Annotated in this window: 12 protein-coding genes; 4 read left to right on the top strand and 8 right to left on the bottom strand. The window is 52.7% G+C overall.

Annotated features, from left to right (window positions below; translation table 11 throughout):
* Positions 1–50: 50 nt before the first annotated feature.
* Together KJW29_RS06625 and KJW29_RS06620 are read right to left on the bottom strand one after the other, a co-directional pair.
* Positions 51–800, bottom strand: coding sequence for a hypothetical protein (locus KJW29_RS06625; RefSeq protein ID WP_214629187.1), 750 nt, complete (start codon positions 798–800; stop codon positions 51–53).
* Positions 801–942: 142 nt separating this feature from the next.
* Complete coding sequence (locus KJW29_RS06620; RefSeq protein WP_214629186.1) at positions 943–2,850, bottom strand: sensor domain-containing diguanylate cyclase; 1,908 nt, start codon at positions 2,848–2,850, stop codon at positions 943–945.
* Between the two features lie 387 nt (positions 2,851–3,237).
* Here KJW29_RS06620 and rpsD point away from each other — a divergent pair, with 387 nt between their 5' ends.
* Positions 3,238–3,837: a 30S ribosomal protein S4 gene (gene rpsD / locus KJW29_RS06615; RefSeq protein WP_087567753.1), complete on the top strand. Its 600-nt coding sequence runs from the start codon at positions 3,238–3,240 to the stop codon at positions 3,835–3,837.
* Positions 3,838–4,036: 199 nt separating this feature from the next.
* Here the strand turns inward: rpsD and floT are convergent, their stop codons facing one another.
* Both floT and KJW29_RS06605 read right to left on the bottom strand, forming a co-directional pair.
* Positions 4,037–5,596: a flotillin lipid rafts scaffold protein FloT gene (gene floT, locus KJW29_RS06610; RefSeq protein WP_246608615.1), complete on the bottom strand. Its 1,560-nt coding sequence runs from the start codon at positions 5,594–5,596 to the stop codon at positions 4,037–4,039.
* A gap of 48 nt (positions 5,597–5,644) precedes the next feature.
* On the bottom strand, positions 5,645–6,178 hold the full coding sequence (locus KJW29_RS06605) for an NfeD family membrane protein (protein WP_087567752.1): 534 nt from the start codon (positions 6,176–6,178) through the stop codon (positions 5,645–5,647).
* 329 nt (positions 6,179–6,507) lie between these two features.
* On the opposite strand from KJW29_RS06605, the gene KJW29_RS06600 reads away from it, so the two are divergent.
* On the top strand, positions 6,508–9,603 hold the full coding sequence (locus tag KJW29_RS06600) for a transglycosylase domain-containing protein (protein ID WP_214629185.1): 3,096 nt from the start codon (positions 6,508–6,510) through the stop codon (positions 9,601–9,603).
* Between the two features lie 86 nt (positions 9,604–9,689).
* Here KJW29_RS06600 and acsA read toward each other — a convergent pair whose 3' ends face one another.
* Positions 9,690–11,414, bottom strand: a complete 1,725-nt coding sequence (acsA, locus tag KJW29_RS06595; protein ID WP_087567750.1) for an acetate--CoA ligase — start codon at positions 11,412–11,414, stop codon at positions 9,690–9,692.
* Positions 11,415–11,618: 204 nt separating this feature from the next.
* Between acsA and KJW29_RS06590 the strand changes: the two genes are divergently transcribed.
* Both KJW29_RS06590 and KJW29_RS06585 read left to right on the top strand, forming a co-directional pair.
* Positions 11,619–12,254, top strand: a complete 636-nt coding sequence (locus KJW29_RS06590) for a GNAT family N-acetyltransferase (protein WP_087567749.1) — start codon at positions 11,619–11,621, stop codon at positions 12,252–12,254.
* Positions 12,255–12,295: 41 nt separating this feature from the next.
* Positions 12,296–13,474, top strand: a complete 1,179-nt coding sequence (locus tag KJW29_RS06585) for an acetoin utilization protein AcuC (protein WP_214629184.1) — start codon at positions 12,296–12,298, stop codon at positions 13,472–13,474.
* Between the two features lie 97 nt (positions 13,475–13,571).
* Here the strand turns inward: KJW29_RS06585 and KJW29_RS06580 are convergent, their stop codons facing one another.
* From KJW29_RS06580 to KJW29_RS06570, 3 genes are all read right to left on the bottom strand, one after another.
* Positions 13,572–14,270, bottom strand: coding sequence for a 5'-methylthioadenosine/adenosylhomocysteine nucleosidase (locus KJW29_RS06580; RefSeq protein WP_214629183.1), 699 nt, complete (start codon positions 14,268–14,270; stop codon positions 13,572–13,574).
* Positions 14,271–14,275: 5 nt separating this feature from the next.
* Positions 14,276–15,280, bottom strand: coding sequence for a catabolite control protein A (gene ccpA, locus KJW29_RS06575; protein ID WP_087567746.1), 1,005 nt, complete (start codon positions 15,278–15,280; stop codon positions 14,276–14,278).
* Between the two features lie 229 nt (positions 15,281–15,509).
* Positions 15,510–15,923 carry a hypothetical protein gene (locus tag KJW29_RS06570; protein WP_087567745.1) on the bottom strand — a complete coding sequence of 138 codons (414 nt, stop codon included), beginning with the start codon at positions 15,921–15,923 and terminating at the stop codon, positions 15,510–15,512.
* Positions 15,924–15,988: the final 65 nt, after the last annotated feature.

Raw genomic sequence — 15,988 nt, 5'->3', positions numbered from 1 at the left:
CTGCCTATGATTCCCCGGGCATCCATCTTCATCCTAACATGATTCCTGCTTCATTGCACTGAGTCTTCGGCGGAGCCCTCGAACTTCTCGAACCGGACAGACGTATGCCGGGACTCCTTAATCGGCGTACCGCCCCGTTCGTATTCGAAGCTTGTTAATTCCTCCATCTTGATGGGAAGCAGGCGCTGCTTGTCGATGACGATATCGTAACGAGAAGTCGCATGAAGCCGTGACAACATTTCCTCCAGCTCCTTCTTGGATTGCGCAAGGATGGTATCCCGCTTCTCGGATACGTTTAAAGTAATTAATGTGTCCGCTCCGGAGACGCCCGCGATATCGTCGAATTGCTGCCGAAGCAAGCTGTCCCAGCGAGCCGTCGTAACGTCCGATTTCTCTTCGACCCGAATCGTCAACGTCTTGATTGCTCCGGACTCCGTCTCCGTCGCGCCCTCATGGATAATCGTTACGCCCGCATTGGCATCATTAAGCTTGCCAAGTACATCTACCGGATTCCAGCTTACGGGGTTCTGCTCATCGGATTGAATCGTTAGCTGCTTATGGCGGGTAACTTTGCCTTCGAACATCTGCGGCTTGAACATCAGTTCCTCGTTCATCCCCATGCTGATCGCTCCCGTGAAATGGTATTGATCCATGGCGGCCAGACCAGAATAGGCCATCGACAGCCACTCCTTCGGCGATCTATGATTCGCATCAGCTGCGCAGCCGGAAGCAGCAACCGACATTGTCAGCGTCAACAGTAACGCGGCGAACGCTCTCATTCGCACCGACTTCTTACACAAATCCATTCCCTCCCTAATATCGCGCTTCTGCTTCTATCCTCCCAACATAAGCCCTATGTTATGCGTTAATTCGAAGAACTGAACAATCCTACGGTACAAAGAAAAGCGCCTCGCAAGAGGCGCCCGTCGGATTACAATCTAATTATGTCGAACTGCCGACTATGATACAGTTCCTGCCTTTGTTCTTGGCTTCGTACAGGGCCATGTCCGCTCTATAGAACAAGGATTCTACGCTTACCTTCTCCTGGTCAAAGGTCCACTCCGAGACGCCGCAGGACACCGTTACGGACGGCTCCGTTTCTTCGGCGACTTGCTTTCGGATACGTTCTGCGACTCGCAGCGCCTGCTCCGTGCGAACACCGGGCAGATAGATGGCAAGTTCCTCCCCGCCCCACCTGGCAGCGATATCGTCCTGGCGAATCGCCCCCGCAATAATACGGCTTACCTGGATGAGAATCCGATCCCCTACTTGATGGCCGTAAGTATCGTTTACACGCTTGAAGAGATCAATATCGACGAGGATTAGCGAACCGAACGGATCCTTGCGCTGACGGCGCTGAATCTGCTCGTCCAGGTAGTGCCTCGCATGCAGCCCCGTCAAATTGTCGGTGATCACCATTCTTCGCACCTCGGCATGCAGCGACGCGTTTGTCACCGCTAATCCGATATGGGTGCTCATGACCTGCAGCAGCTTATAGTTCTCATAGGAGAAAAAATTTTGCTGCTTATGGGTCACGAGAATAACGCCAATTACTTCTCCGTCGCCAAAGATCGGCGCAGCGATCAGGGAGCGCGAGCCCGTATTGTCCATCAGCCTGGAGGATACGACTCTAGTATTCCAATAATCGGATATAATAAGAGGCTCTTTCGTGCGATAGATCATTCCGCAGAAACCGTACTCCGGCGAGAACGTCTCGCTGGCCATCGAGGGTATGTTGCTTGATTTCACCTCGAACACGTCTTTCTTGGGATTAAGCTGGAGCACGCAGCAATAATCGGCATCAAAGATCGTAAGCAGCTCCGTCGTCGCGAACTGGAAAATCTCCCTCAGCTTAAGCGACTGATTGAGACGCTTGGTCATATCGTTAATAAGACGGAGCTCATTGATCAGCAGATTGGACTGCTCGTACAACTTCGCGTTCTCGAAGGCCGAGCCTGCCGTGTCGGCAATAAGCAGGAACGCGGGGAGATCGAGCTCGTCGCTCCTTTTCCCCGCACTAATAGTAATACACAAAACGCCATACGCAGCTTGCTTGCCGGATAACGGGATCGCCACGCGGGTATTGCCGTCGCGATCCTTCTCCTTTGCGGGATTACCGTCCAGGAAAGCCTTGGCCACTATATCATGAGCCGTATTTTTAAAGACAAGCGGACGTATGCGGGGGTCGCCCTCCACATAATCCTGGGACAGATAGAGATAGACTTCCGATTGCGGATATAACGTCTCCAGGCTGCGGAGCATCTCGTTTAGGACGGATGTGACGTCGATCTGGTCGTACAACCGCTTGGCAGCCTGAAAAAGCTCGTCCCTCCGGTTCGATTCCCTGCTGCTCCTTTCCTGCGTGAGCAGAAGATCCTTTACATACACCCGCTCGAATACGCGGTAGAAGCATCCCCGGTAATGCAGAGCTTGCGCGCCAAGTTCCCCTTCCCCCATTTGCGTACCCGCAGGAGCGACGTACACAAGAATAGCGAACAATTTATCGCAATGGCGACGGAAGATCGGGGTTCCCGCAACGAACCACTCCCCATACTCCGTACTATAGAACGCAAGGTTGTCCAGAACGGACCTTACGGCGGTTTGTACAATTTCCTCGATTTCGATTCCCGCTAAGGTTGAACTTTCACTCGCGCCTGCCGAGCCGTGGCACTTCGCATCTTTGCCGTATATTCCGTATTGACCGCTTCGGAATGCCGTCATGCCCGATGCCTCCGCGCTCCATTCGAGAAATGCTTCCTCTAACAAGGCAGGAAGATAAGGCTCGTCCGCATCATGAATATCTTCATTGGCTAACCAGATGGAATGGCGTTCCTTTCGGTCATTGACCATGCAGCACCTTACCCTTCCTCAGTTGTAACAGGGCGATGAGATTGCTAATTCTATCAACATCATACTTTATTTTTATGATTTTTGCACTAGTCTTTCCATATTTTATAGGACTTTAGCCACCTTTTATGAAGCGATAGGGTTTTGATATACGAAGACGATTCTGCTATCCGCACAATCCTCCTTGACTTTTCCGCTATAAATCATATAATATTTATTGTTGAATACATGGGCGTACGGTTTTGTGTCACCCTCAGGAATAAGGTTCGCTGCATGGCCAGCGGCTGAAGTGTCATCAGGGACGAGAATTGACTTGTCCACCCGAACGTTATTCCGCGAAACACAACCCCATTCTCAAAATTTACTTTGTTGAAGGAGTTAATACGAGACATGGCACGTTATACAGGACCTAAATTTAAACTTAGCCGCCGCCTTGGCATTTCCCTTAGCGGTACTGGCAAAGACTTGAAACGCCCTTTCCCTCCGGGACAGCACGGCCCTAACCAACGCAAAAAGCTTAGCGGCTACGGCGTTCAATTGCAAGAGAAACAAAAGCTTCGCCACATGTACGGCATGAACGAGAAGCAATTCCGCAACTTGTTCGACAAAGCTGCCAAGATGAAAGGTATCGCCGGCGAAAACTTCATGGCGTTGCTGGAAAGCCGCCTGGACAACCTGGTATACCGTCTGGCATTCGCGAACTCCCGTGCGGGCGCTCGTCAGCTCGTTGCCCACGGCCACGTTACCGTTAACGGCAAAAAAGTCGACATCGCTTCCTACACAGTGGCAGTTGGCGACGTTATCGGACTTCGCGAGCGCAGCCGCGGCCTGAAATCCATCAAGGAAGCTCTGGAAGGTCGTCATCACCTCCCGAACTACCTGGAATTCAGCGAGCAAGCCGTAGAAGGCAAATACGTGCGTCTTCCTGACCGCGCCGAGCTTTCGCAAGAAATCGACGAGAAACAAATCGTCGAGTTCTACAGCCGTTAATCGCCTGAAGAACATTATTTACGAAGAAAAAGCCTTGAACCCGGCCGGGTTCAAGGCTTTTTTAAATTATAGAGTGTATATGTTTTCTCCACACTTGGCCTATAATTCTCGGAATGAAACCGCTGCCCCTCCAAAGGACGGCGACAGCCGTTCCCTTGATAGTTGCCCAGAGGCACATTCGCTGGATACTTTCCCTCTACTATTTGTCTGTTTTTGGTGCTTCCATTGCTGCGGGAGCGATAGCCGGCTTGATTTTCGCTATAGCGGCTTCCACAGTATTCGGTGCAACTGGCGCAGACGGAGCAATGGCCTTCGACGTCAGCCCCTGGATCAACTGGTTCACGTCGATGCCGGATACGCTTTTTAGCATCTCAGGCGCTGTCGACATCAACGAGGTTACGTAATTGCTTAGTCGTGCCGCTCCTTCTCCGTTGCCCGTATCGACTACGGTCAGCTTATCGATCGAGCTGATCGGCTCGGCAACCTTGCCAGCGAGCTCTGGCAGCATTTTGACGATAATATCCAGGACGGCCGCTTCTCCGAACTTCGCGAACGCTTCCGCCAGCTTTTCCTTCGCCTCGGCTTCAGCGAGACCGCGCAGCCGGATAACCTCCGCCTCCGCCGTACCTTTGGCTTTCTCCGCTTCCGCCACCGCAAGACCTTCCAAACGTTTCTGAGCCGCTTGCGCCTTCGCTTCCGCTTCAATCCGGTATTGCAGCGCATCGGCTTCGCGAATCCGCTTGGCCTTGTCTGCTTCCGCCGCTTGTTCGACGGCGTAACGGTCGGCGTCCGCCTTCTTCTTAACCTCCGCGTCATATTGTTTCTCGCGACGCAGAATCTCTTTGCCTTCGAGGTCGATTTCGCGCTCCTTGCGGACGAGCTCTACCTTCATTTGCTCCTCGACCACGCTTTGCTTCGCGCGCGCTTCTTGAATAGAGTAAGCCTGGTCGGCTTCCGCCTTTGCCGTATCCTGATCGCGCTTGAAGGAGGCTACCTTCATCTCTTTATCCTTCTCGGCTTCCGCGATGTTGGTATCACGCAGCAGCTCCGCCTTCTGTCCTGCCTCCGCTGCATGCGCCTTCTGAATTCTCGCATCCCGTATGGCTTCGGCTTCGGCGATGTCGGCATCGCGCTTGACGGCTGCGATACGCGGCTTGCCGAGAGCATCCAGATAACCGTGTTTGTCGCGCAGATCCTTGATTGTAAACGAAACGATCTGCAAACCCATCTTCTTCAAATCCTTCGCTGCCACGCCCTGTACCTCTTGCGCGAACTTATCGCGGTTACGGTACACTTCTTCTACCGTCATTGAACCGAGAATCGCGCGCAGATGACCTTCGAGCACTTCTTGGGCTTCGCTCTTTAATCCTTCTGTCGGCTTGCCAAGGAACTGCTCCGCGGCAGTCGCCACGTCTTCCATCGCGCCGCCGATCTTGATGATCGCCACTCCATCGGCCATGACGGGAACGCCTTGCTCCGTATACACTTCCGGCGTAGATACGTCCAGCTTGTGGGACAAGAGCGACAAGTACTCGGCCTTCTGGAATACCGGCAGGATGAAGGCGCCCCCGCCTCGAATAATTTTTACCTTGCGGCCCGATTCGTCCACGAGCGAGTTGCGGGATCCAAGGAACGATCCCGTTACGAGCATCGCCTCGTCCGGACTCACCGTCTTGTACCTCGCCCAGAAGGCAAGACCCAATACGACAAGCACACCTACAACGATAAGGGGAATGATCAAATATTCTGGCAAATTCATGTACAGCATGACTCCTCTCATAATAAAGTACACTTACGACTGTTTCGTTTAGATGCTCAGATTCACTTCGGAGACGTACAGCACGCTATCCTTCACTTCCACGACGACGACTTTCGCCGACCCGGATATGGGCTGTTGATCGAAGCTGGCCGCGATTTGGTTCGTTACTCCCGCTCCGGCCCGTATCATCACTTCGCCATAACCCGTCGCGGGGATCGGAATCGTCACCTCGCCGAGCGTGCCGGCCAGGGATTGGAGCGTGAACGCAATGGAGTTCTCGCTATTCTCCATGGGCCTTACGTACAGGAAGAACACCGCCGCTCCTAGAGCGATGGCAATCAGGACAGCGAGCAGCACGACGATCCATTCGCCTAGCGACGTGTAGCGGGTCAGCATAAGTCCGGCTCCTCCGAAAGCCGTAATGCCACCGAACAAAGTCATCGGGCTCAGGAAGGCGGGACCTTCCAGCGACAAGAAGTCAAGCGCTCCTTCCATGGCTTGGCTGAGCCAGTCTCCGAATATGACGCTGACAATCGCGAACAGGATGCCTAGCGCCAAACAGGATAAAAATAACGTTTCCATCTTCCACCTCCATCCCATGGTCTCCAGAACCTGTAATCTTTACCGTAATTAATACGGCTGACCTGCTACAAAAGTTGCTAAAAAAATTCGACAAACTTCACTTTCATTCAGGCTTTTTTCATTTAATGACATGAAAACTCTCCCCCTTTACTTATTATACAAAACTTTTCCGCCTCGTCATGCGTTTAACAATAAGATAAGATTCTTTTTTTCTTGCCGCCAATCCGCAACGAACTGTACGGCACAGCTTTGCTGAACGGCCGAATACATGAACCGAATATCGTTTTGTGCTATAATGGTAATGCTATTTTGGAGGAGGAGTTATAAGCATGCAAGAGGATACAAAGCCATCGCGGAAGCCCTACGGCAAATGGCGAATGTTCGGACTAGTATCATTTATCACGGTGAAATGGATTATTTACTTCGGCATCTTCTTCGGCCTGCTCGCAGGAGGAGCCGTAACGGGTTATGTCGCCGCTCTCGTCAAAGACGAGGAAGTACGGCCGCAATCCGTCATTCAGGACAAGGTCGGCGAATATTCGATGACGGGTTATGTCTACTTCAACGACGACTCGCTGGTCGGCCAGCTTCGGACAGACGAAGACCGGATCGTTGTGGAGTACGACGACATCCCGCAAAGCGTCATCAACGCTCTGCTGGCAACGGAGGATAATGAGTTCTTCGAACATAAAGGCGTGAGCGTCAACGGTCTCGGCCGCGCCGTTAAGCAGAAGCTGTTTAATGAAGATACGCAGACGGGCGGCAGTACGCTGACGCAGCAGCTCGCCAGACGGGTGTTTCTCAACCTGGACAAAACGGACAGCCGCAAAATCAAAGAAATATTTTTGTCGCTCAGGATGGAACGGTACTTAACGAAAAAAGAAATATTGGCTGCCTACTTGAACAAGATGCCGTTCGGCAACGGCTCCAACGGTTATCAGGTATTCGGCATTCAAGCCGCTGCCAAAGGCATATTCGGAATCAACGATCTCAGCAAGCTCAATATTGCCCAGTCGGCTTATCTGGCCGGTTTGCCGCAGCTCCCATCTTTATACAATGCTTTCACGGGGACGGGCAAATTTAATGAAGCCGGCTTCGAACGCGCAGTAAAGCGCCAGCAGCTCGTATTGTCGCGAATGCTGGAAACGGGCAGGATTACGCAAGCGGAACACGATGAAGCGATTAAATTCGATATTAAAGCCTCAATTGCTCCGCCAAGCGAGAAAGCCTATACGACTTACCCGTATCTCATGCTGGAGGCGGAACGTCAAGCGGCTGAAGCCCTGCTTATGCAAGAGGATCCAACCTTGACAAAAGAAGCCCTTCGCGGCAAGGAAAACGCGGAACTCATCGAACAGGCCAGGGAACAGTTGCTTCGTGGCGGATATCACGTCTACACCACGATCGACAAACAAGTGTACGACATCATGCGCAAGATCGGCAGCAACGAAGAAAACTTCACGCCATACAGCGAGAAGAAGGGTCTGGAGCAGACTGCCGCTATCATGCTGGATCACAAGACCGGCGCCATAATCGGCATGCTGGAAGGCCGCGACTTCTACGAGGAGCAGATGAACTTCGCGACGCAGATGATCCGCCAGCCGGGCTCCACGATGAAGACGCTGGCTGCCTATCTGCCCGCCATCGATTCCGGCATCATCCAGCCGGCGAGCATCATCGACGATGCCCCGCTCGTGCTCAGCGACGGACAGAAGGGTTATCATATCCCGATGAACGTCAATCGGAAGTTCACGGGACTCGTAACGGCGCGCGACGCGCTCAACCGCTCCATGAACTTGCCGGCACTGAAAATTTTCAACGAAGAAGTAACGATCGAAAAGGCTTGGGAGTTCGTCCGGGAGCTCGGCATCACCACGCTGCAGCCTGAGGATGCGTATTCCCAGACCGGCGTTATCGGCGGACTGCGGCTCGGCGTCTCGGTAGAAGAGATGACCAACGCTTACGGCGCCATCCCGAATCAAGGCGTATTCAACGACGCATACATGATCGAAAAAATTACGGACGCGAACGGCAAGATCGTCTACGAGCATAAAGCTCAGCCTAAGCAAGTATTTTCGGAGCAGACGGCCTTCCTGATGACCGACATGTTGAAGACGGTTATTTCCAGCCCGTCGGGCTCAGGCAACGCCATCACGAAGCAATTCAAACAATATGGCAAGATTCCGATCGCAGGCAAAACAGGATCTACGCAAAGCTACGGCGATGTCTGGTTTATGGGTTTCTCTCCTGATGTTACGCTAGGCGTTTGGGCCGGCTATGAGGAGCAAGTCAATTCCTTGTCCAACAACGGACGAACACGGGCACGTTCGATCTGGACACTAATTATGAACGAGGTGTCGGAACAGAAGCCCGGCCTGTTTAATACAGAAGAATTCCCGAAGCCGGATGGCATCGTCAAGGCTACCGTATCATCGGCAAGCGGTCTTCTGCCGAGCTCGCTAACGAGTTCGGCCGGCATGTCCGTCACGGACTGGTTCAACAAGGAGTTTTTGCCTAAGAAGAAAGACGACGCCCTCGTCAGTATGAAGCTGATTACGTACAAAGGCATCAACTACGTGCCTAACGAGCTTACGCCGGACGATATGCTCAAAGAAAAGGTCGTCATTAAGCGCAAAAAGCCGTTGGACGAACTAATGGATGAAATTCAAGCAGCGCAAGCGAAGCTGCCAGCCAGCAGCAGACGTCCTATGGAAATCTACATCCCGGCTGATGCGGGCAACGACGCTCCGTCCAAGACGGATCCGCGCAGTGATGATGGCGCAGCCCCTGCTCCGCCGGTCGACGTAAAGATGGCTCAAGGCGGCAATGGCTCGTTGACGATTACGTTCAAGGACAGCCCGTCGGCGGATGTGGTCGGTTATCGAATCTACCGCTCTACGAATGCGGGGGCTTACGAGAAGTTCGGCAGCTCGCTGCTGTTCGGAGATGATTATTCGTCATCCTTTACGGCTTCCGCTACAGATAGCACAACCTATTATGTTGTGGCGGTCGACGTTGTCGGCAAGGAATCGGCTCCGAGCGCGATTATGTCGAACGGCGTGGTGCCTGGCTTACCAGAAATCCCTTCCATCCCAGGACTGCCTGGCGATGGCAATGAAGGCGGCAACGAGGGTAACGGCGGTTCGGAAACGGGAGCTGCGCCTTCCGCTCCTACCGGCTTGCAGGCCGAAAGCTCTGCTCTAAGCGTAGTCGTGAGCTGGGCTGCGAACCCGGTGTCTGATCAAGTCACTACCTATCATATCTATTACAGCTCCGGCAATGATGACAATTACATGCTGCTGGGCTCGACCTCGCAAACGAATTACGAGCATGTCTCGCCGTTTGCGACAGGCACCTATTACATCGTAGCGGAAAATGCGGCAGGTCATTCGTCACCTTCCTCGAAGATAAAGATCGTGGGCTGACGCCGAATCTGCTGTAGAATCATAACAGAAAGAAGGGTTATTCCGAGGTTGTGATCCTCGGAATAACCCTTTTTAATGTCCGAAACTTAATCTTCGATTGTGGACAGATCTCCTGTCGGCAGGTTAAGCTCCCACGCCTTCAGCACGCGCCGCATAATCTTGCCGCTGCGCGTCTTTGGCAGCTTATCCTTAAATTCGATCTCGCGAGGAGCGGCATGTGCCGACAAGCCGACCTTGACGAATTGGGAAATCTCCTTTTTAAGCTCCTCAGTCGGCTCGTAGCCTTCGCGAAGCGCAATGAACGCCTTAATAATCTCGCCGCGCACCATGTCCGGCTTGCCGATGACGCCCGCTTCCGCTACGGCAGGATGCTCGACGAGCTTGCTCTCTACCTCGAACGGTCCTACGCGTTCGCCGGCTGTATTGATAACGTCATCGATACGGCCCTGGAACCAGAAGTAACCATCCTCATCCATATATGCAGAGTCACCGGATACATACCATCCCTTTAAACGGAAATATTCTTCGTACTTGGAAGGATTGTTCCATACCTTGCGCATCATGGCAGGCCAAGGCGTCCCAATAGCCAGATTGCCCATCCGGTAAGGAGGCACTTCGTTGCCGTTGTCGTCAATGATCGCAGCGCGAATGCCTGGCAGCGGCTTGCCCATGGAGCCGGGCTTAATATCCATGCTCGGATAATTGCAGATGAGCTGTCCGCCAGTTTCCGTCATCCACCAGGTATCGTGAATACGTTGTCCGTAAACCTTCATCCCCCAACGTACAACCTCTGGATTAAGCGGCTCTCCGACGCTCAGCACATGTCGCAGGCTCGACAGGTCATACTGCTTGGACAGGTCGTCCCCTGCTCCCATCAACATGCGGAACGCGGTAGGCGCGCTGTACCAAACCGTGACGCCGTACTTCTGAATGACGTTGTACCAGTCTGCGGGGCTAAAGCGGCCGCCGCGAATGACGTTGGTAGCTCCGTTAAGCCATGGTCCGAAAATGCCGTAAGATGTGCCTGTGACCCAGCCCGGATCGGCCGTGCACCAGTAAACGTCGTCTTCCTTTAGATCCAGAACGATCTGTCCGGTATACTTGTGCTGAACCATGGCGTTCTGGACATGGAACACACCCTTTGGCTTACCAGTAGAACCTGATGTATAATGGAGGATAAGTCCGTCTTCACGGTCCAGCCACTCGATCTCGGCTTTATCGGAAGCGGCGGCCATCTCACTCTTGAAGTTCACGATGCCTTCCTCTTCCGGAACATCGTTGCCGAAGACGATAATATGTTTTAACGCGGGCAATTCGTCTCTCTTAATGCGATGCAGCAGGGCAGGCGTGGTCACGATTGCGACCGCTTCGCTGTCTTGCAGACGATCCTTGACGGCCGTCTCCATAAACGCCTCGAACAACGGACCGACGACGGCGCCGATCTTTAAGACGCCTAGAACGCTGAAGTACAGCTCCGGCGTGCGGGGCATGAAGATGAAGACACGTTCGCCTTTGCCGATTCCGAGACCGCGAAGAACGTTCGTGAAGCGATTCGATTGCTCGCTAAGCTGGCGGAACGTGTATGTTTCATCCCTTTCATTGTCGCTGTAATGAAGGGCAATCTTGTCCCCTTTACCGTTCTCGATATGGCGCTCGATCGCTTCGTATGCCATATTGACCTTGCCGTTCTCGGTCCAGCTGAACGTGCGTTCGATCTGATCCCACGAGAAGGAAGCGGCCGCTTCTTCGTAATTTTTGAGGTTGGGGTTTGTTGCCGTTGCGGGTATGCGCTCTTGATGTAGGTTGCTCATACTATCACTCTCCCATCAAATCTGGAAATCGCCATCATAGGAAGGCGCTTACATAACACTTTTCCTATTATACCATAAGTCTATTCTATTCGACTACGCTTTTCATTTTCTTGATTGTTTGTTATAAAGAGTAGTATAAAGCAATCAAAATAAAGAAAAAAGCGATCACAATAGTAACTTTCCCGAAAGAAAGGTGTTGATCACTTGGAACATCGCAAACGGCTCCAGACCGAGACAATCCCGATAAACGATAGCCGGGAGCTCATCCTAGAAGGTCCTGTCCCTCCTTCCAGGCTCGCGGATTACAAGATGCATGCAAAGCTGGATGCCTTCCGCCGACCAGCGGAGCAGCATGAAGCGCTGGTTGAAATTGCTGGCCTTGCGGAAGGGCGCATCATCATCGCCCGCGAGGATGACTTGATTGTTGGATATGTAACCTTCCATTATCCCGATGAATTAGAGAGATGGTCGGAGGGCGGCATGACCGACCTCGTCGAGCTTGGCGCAATCGAGGTTGCGAATGACTATCGCGCATATGGAATCGGCAAACGCCTGATCGCCCTGGCTTTCGCCGAGGAGCAGCTGGAGAACATGATCGTATTTACGACGGAATATTATTGGCACTGGGACCTTGAAGGCACCAAGCTCAACGTATGGGATTATCGTAATATGATGGAACGATTGATGAAGTCCGCCGGTATGATCTGGTACGCGACGGACGATCCCGAGATCTGCTCGCATCCCGCCAATTGCCTCATGGTGAGGATCGGCAAGGAAGTTCCGTTATCATCCATCGAACAATTCGACCGTGTCCGTTTCCGTAATCGGTATATGTATTAATCGTAACGACATTCTCCGCGAGAAAGGAATGGCTTTCGAAAATGGTATCCAACGCTATCTTCATCCATCATTCCGATTCATCCCGTTACAAATTTAATGAGGACCACCCCTTCGACCCTATACGCCAGACGTTGACGATCGACCTGCTTAAAGAAGCCGGCGCCTTAACGGATGACGAGCTGCTCGCCCCTGGCATCGTCTGCAACGACGAATTGCTGCAGCTGGTTCATCGGCCAGACTACGTAAACGCTGTCAAAGCGCTAAACAATGAAGCCGATCCTCGCAGTCGGGCGGTAACCGCCGAGCAGTATGGTCTCATGACGGAGGATACGCCTTTTTTCTCCGGCATGCACGAAGCGGCTTCCGCGATCGTGGCCGGCTCAGTAGCGGCCGCAGACGCCGTTATGAGCGGCCGGACGCTGCACGCCTTTCATCTGGCCGGCGGTCTTCATCACGCGTTCCCGGACAAAGCTTCGGGCTTCTGCGTCTATAACGACGCGGCAATCGCCATAGAGTACATACGTGAGCATTATGGAGCAAGAGTCTTGTATATCGATACCGACGTTCATCACGGCGATGGCGTCCAGTGGGTGTTCTACGCTGATCCCCATGTGTGCACCTACTCCATACACGAAACAGGCAAATATCTATTCCCAGGTACGGGATATGCAGCCGAGAAAGGAGCGGACAGCGGCTTCGGGACTTGCTTTAATATGCCGTTGGAACCGTTTACGGAAGACGAATCCTGGCTGGAGAGCTTCAACAATACGCTTCGCAAGGTCATTGCAACCTTTAAGCCGGATATCATCGTGAGCCAGCATGGCTGCGACGCGCATGCGTACGATCCTCTCTCTCATATTCACTGCAGCATGAATATCTATCGCGAAATTCCGGCCGTTATACATGAGCTGGCGCATACGTACACAGGCGGCAAGTGGGTCGCGCTCGGCGGCGGCGGATATGACATATGGAGAGTTGTCCCACGCGCCTGGTCCATGATCTGGCTGGAAATGAACGACCACCCTCTGGCTAGCCAATTTCGCGGCCCCGACAGCCCTCTGCTGCCTCAGAGCTGGATAGCCCGCTGGAAGGACCAGAGCCCCGCTCCCCTGCCTACGGCTTGGCTGGATGGCGCGGACGACATTCCCCCCGTCCCGAGGCGCTCACAGATCGTGGAGAGCAATCGCATTACGCAAGGCATCGTCACGCAGGATCTATAAGGTAGTTCAAAAAGTCCGCTTAACCTCAACCCGGCATACTTAACAACAAAGAGCAACCAGGCGAAGCCTTAAGGGCCGCTGGTTGCTCTTTTTATTGTTATATACGCTGCAGGATATCGTCAATTATGCGATAAGAGTGGTTCGAAGCCTGCACAGTAAAGTCAGCAAAATTGGCATGCGCCGAGCCGTCAGCTTTATCCGACATGGAGCGGATGACGACAAATGGAATGCCGTTCATCTCGCATACCTGCGCGACAGAAGCGCCTTCCATCTCTGCACATGCTCCCTTAAGAGACTGATGCAGCTCCTCTACCTTCTCTTTGCTTGCAATGAACTGGTCGCCGGACAATACGACTCCCGTCAGGCAGCGGCCCGGGAAAAGCCTCTCGCTCGCGCTTGCAGCTAACTCGATCAGTCCGGGATCAGCCCGAAACACCGAGTTCGGGTGGTACGGAATCTCGCCTAGTCGGTAACCCAGCGGCGAGCAATCCATATCATGCTGGATGCAAGAACTCGACACAACGATATCGCCAATGTCAAGTCTTGGATCCAGCGCACCCGCAACTCCGGTAAACAAAACATGACTTGCTCCGGCATCCAGCAGCAGTTGCGTACAGACGGCTGCATTTACCTTGCCGACGCCCGACTTGCAATAGATGACATTGTTGCCATGAAGCTTGCCTTCGTAGTACGTAATACCGGCTTTGGTGAACGTGCTCATAACCCGGACATGCTCATGCAGCCGTTCGATCTCTTCGGCCATTGCTCCGATGATGCCAATCTTAGATGCCGTCATCCTATTTAAATGGCTCCGACCGATTGCCGAACGATGATTTCATGCGGCAATACGACCCTGGCATGCTCTACGTTTTCTTTTTTCATTAATTTGGTCAACAAGCGCATCGACACGGCGCCGATATCATACATAGGCTGTGCTACCGCAGTAAGCTGCGGGCGAACCATGGATGCCATTCGGCTGTTGTCAACGCTGATGACGGAAATATCGCCTGGCACTTGCAGGCCGGCATCCTGGATGCAATGAATCGCACCGATAGCCATCTCGTCCGTGGCCGAGAATATAGCTGTCGGACGCTCGCTCAGATCGATGAAATATTTCATCGCTTCTGCACCGGATTCGTATCTGTAGTTGCCAATACGAACTAATGTATCATCGTATGGCAGACCCGATGTTTCAAGCGCGCGCTTATAGCCTTGGAATCTGGCATATCCGTTGGATGGATCCTGAAGCGTGCCGCTGATCATCGCAATTCGCTTATGGCCTTTGCCTATCAGCTTCATAACGGCATCATATGCCGCCTCCTCGTGATCGATATCCACGGAAGGGATCTGGTTGTTATCATCGCTGGTGGCGCACAAAACGATCGGTACATTCGCCGTCTTGAACGCTTGCAGATGCTCGTCCGTCACCGCGCCGCCCATGAACAGCAAGCCGTCGACTTGCTTCTCCAGCAGGGTGTTGATAACGCGGATTTCCTTATCCTTCTTCTTGTCCGCGTTACACAAAATAATATTGTAATGATACATATTCGCGATATCTTCGATTCCGCGCGCTACCTCCGCGAAGATCGCATTGGAAATATCGGGAATCACGACGCCGACTGTGGTCGTCTTCTTGCTGGCCAGTCCGCGCGCAACCGCGTTGGGACGGTAGCCCAAACGTTCGATTGCTTCATATACTTTTTTTCTTGTTGCCGGTTTCACGTTAGGGTTATTGTTGACAACCCTGGAAACCGTAGCCATGGACACTCCTGCTTCTCTTGCTACATCATAAATGGTTACCGTCACGGATTCTCTCTCCATTTGTTCAGATTTGGATTACATCACTATGGTTCAACCTACATACACCATCGGGTAGTACCCGACTGCAAGGTTCACGCATATGTATCGCACGCCGATTATTAACGTAATCATACGACAAAATATTACTTTTCGCAATGTGAGCGAATAAACGGCAACAAATGGACTTCGGATGAGAACAAGCCATGCGGCAGCCGTTCTGACGAAACGTTCAAGCTTATGTAAGCATCGAGCGTCGGCTAAGCTGCTGCAATCGCTTGTTCAGGTCTGCGATCCAATCCTCGTCTTCCAGCGATTGGGCCAACAGGTACAAGTCCAGCAGATTATTGATTCGATGTTGAATCAAGGCTTCCACGTCCTGAGGCTCCGGAGGTTTCTTGTTCACTTTGGCTTCGACGAGCAGATCCGCCCATTCGTTGCATTCGTTAAACAGGAAGGTTTGTTTGTCAGGCTCGGCTCCGAGCTTGGCGATCAGCCCCGTTAGATCTGGTTTCACTTCAGGAATGACTTCGCTTCTGCTGCAAGCAGTACAGGAGAAGATGGGGACATTATCGATTTCGACTTTGCCGGAATAGATCACCGTACGCAGCTTCATCGTCATGATCTCGCCGCAATGGCATGTTTTACGCAAAATGGGTCAGCTCCTTATTCATGCGGCTCAGCCGCTTACCTCACTGCTTGAGTGCAGCCTCGGGA

Source organism: Paenibacillus agaridevorans, from assembly GCF_018604145.1.
Taxonomy (GTDB): domain Bacteria; phylum Bacillota; class Bacilli; order Paenibacillales; family Paenibacillaceae; genus Pristimantibacillus; species Pristimantibacillus agaridevorans.
Note: the sequence above shows the minus strand (reverse complement) of the source record. Positions and strands in the feature narration are given on the sequence as shown.

What these genes read in the sequence shown, in the direction of transcription:
- KJW29_RS06585 (WP_214629184.1), top strand. Translation starts at nt 12,296, where the DNA reads ATGGTATCCAACGCTATCTTCATCCATCATTCCGATTCATCCCGTTAC.
- KJW29_RS06580 (WP_214629183.1), bottom strand. Translation starts at nt 14,270, where the DNA reads ATGACGGCATCTAAGATTGGCATCATCGGAGCAATGGCCGAAGAGATC.
- KJW29_RS06605 (WP_087567752.1), bottom strand. Translation starts at nt 6,178, where the DNA reads ATGGAAACGTTATTTTTATCCTGTTTGGCGCTAGGCATCCTGTTCGCG.
- KJW29_RS06620 (WP_214629186.1), bottom strand. Translation starts at nt 2,850, where the DNA reads ATGGTCAATGACCGAAAGGAACGCCATTCCATCTGGTTAGCCAATGAA.
- floT (WP_246608615.1), bottom strand. Translation starts at nt 5,596, where the DNA reads ATGAATTTGCCAGAATATTTGATCATTCCCCTTATCGTTGTAGGTGTG.
- rpsD (WP_087567753.1), top strand. Translation starts at nt 3,238, where the DNA reads ATGGCACGTTATACAGGACCTAAATTTAAACTTAGCCGCCGCCTTGGC.
- KJW29_RS06600 (WP_214629185.1), top strand. Translation starts at nt 6,508, where the DNA reads ATGCAAGAGGATACAAAGCCATCGCGGAAGCCCTACGGCAAATGGCGA.
- acsA (WP_087567750.1), bottom strand. Translation starts at nt 11,414, where the DNA reads ATGAGCAACCTACATCAAGAGCGCATACCCGCAACGGCAACAAACCCC.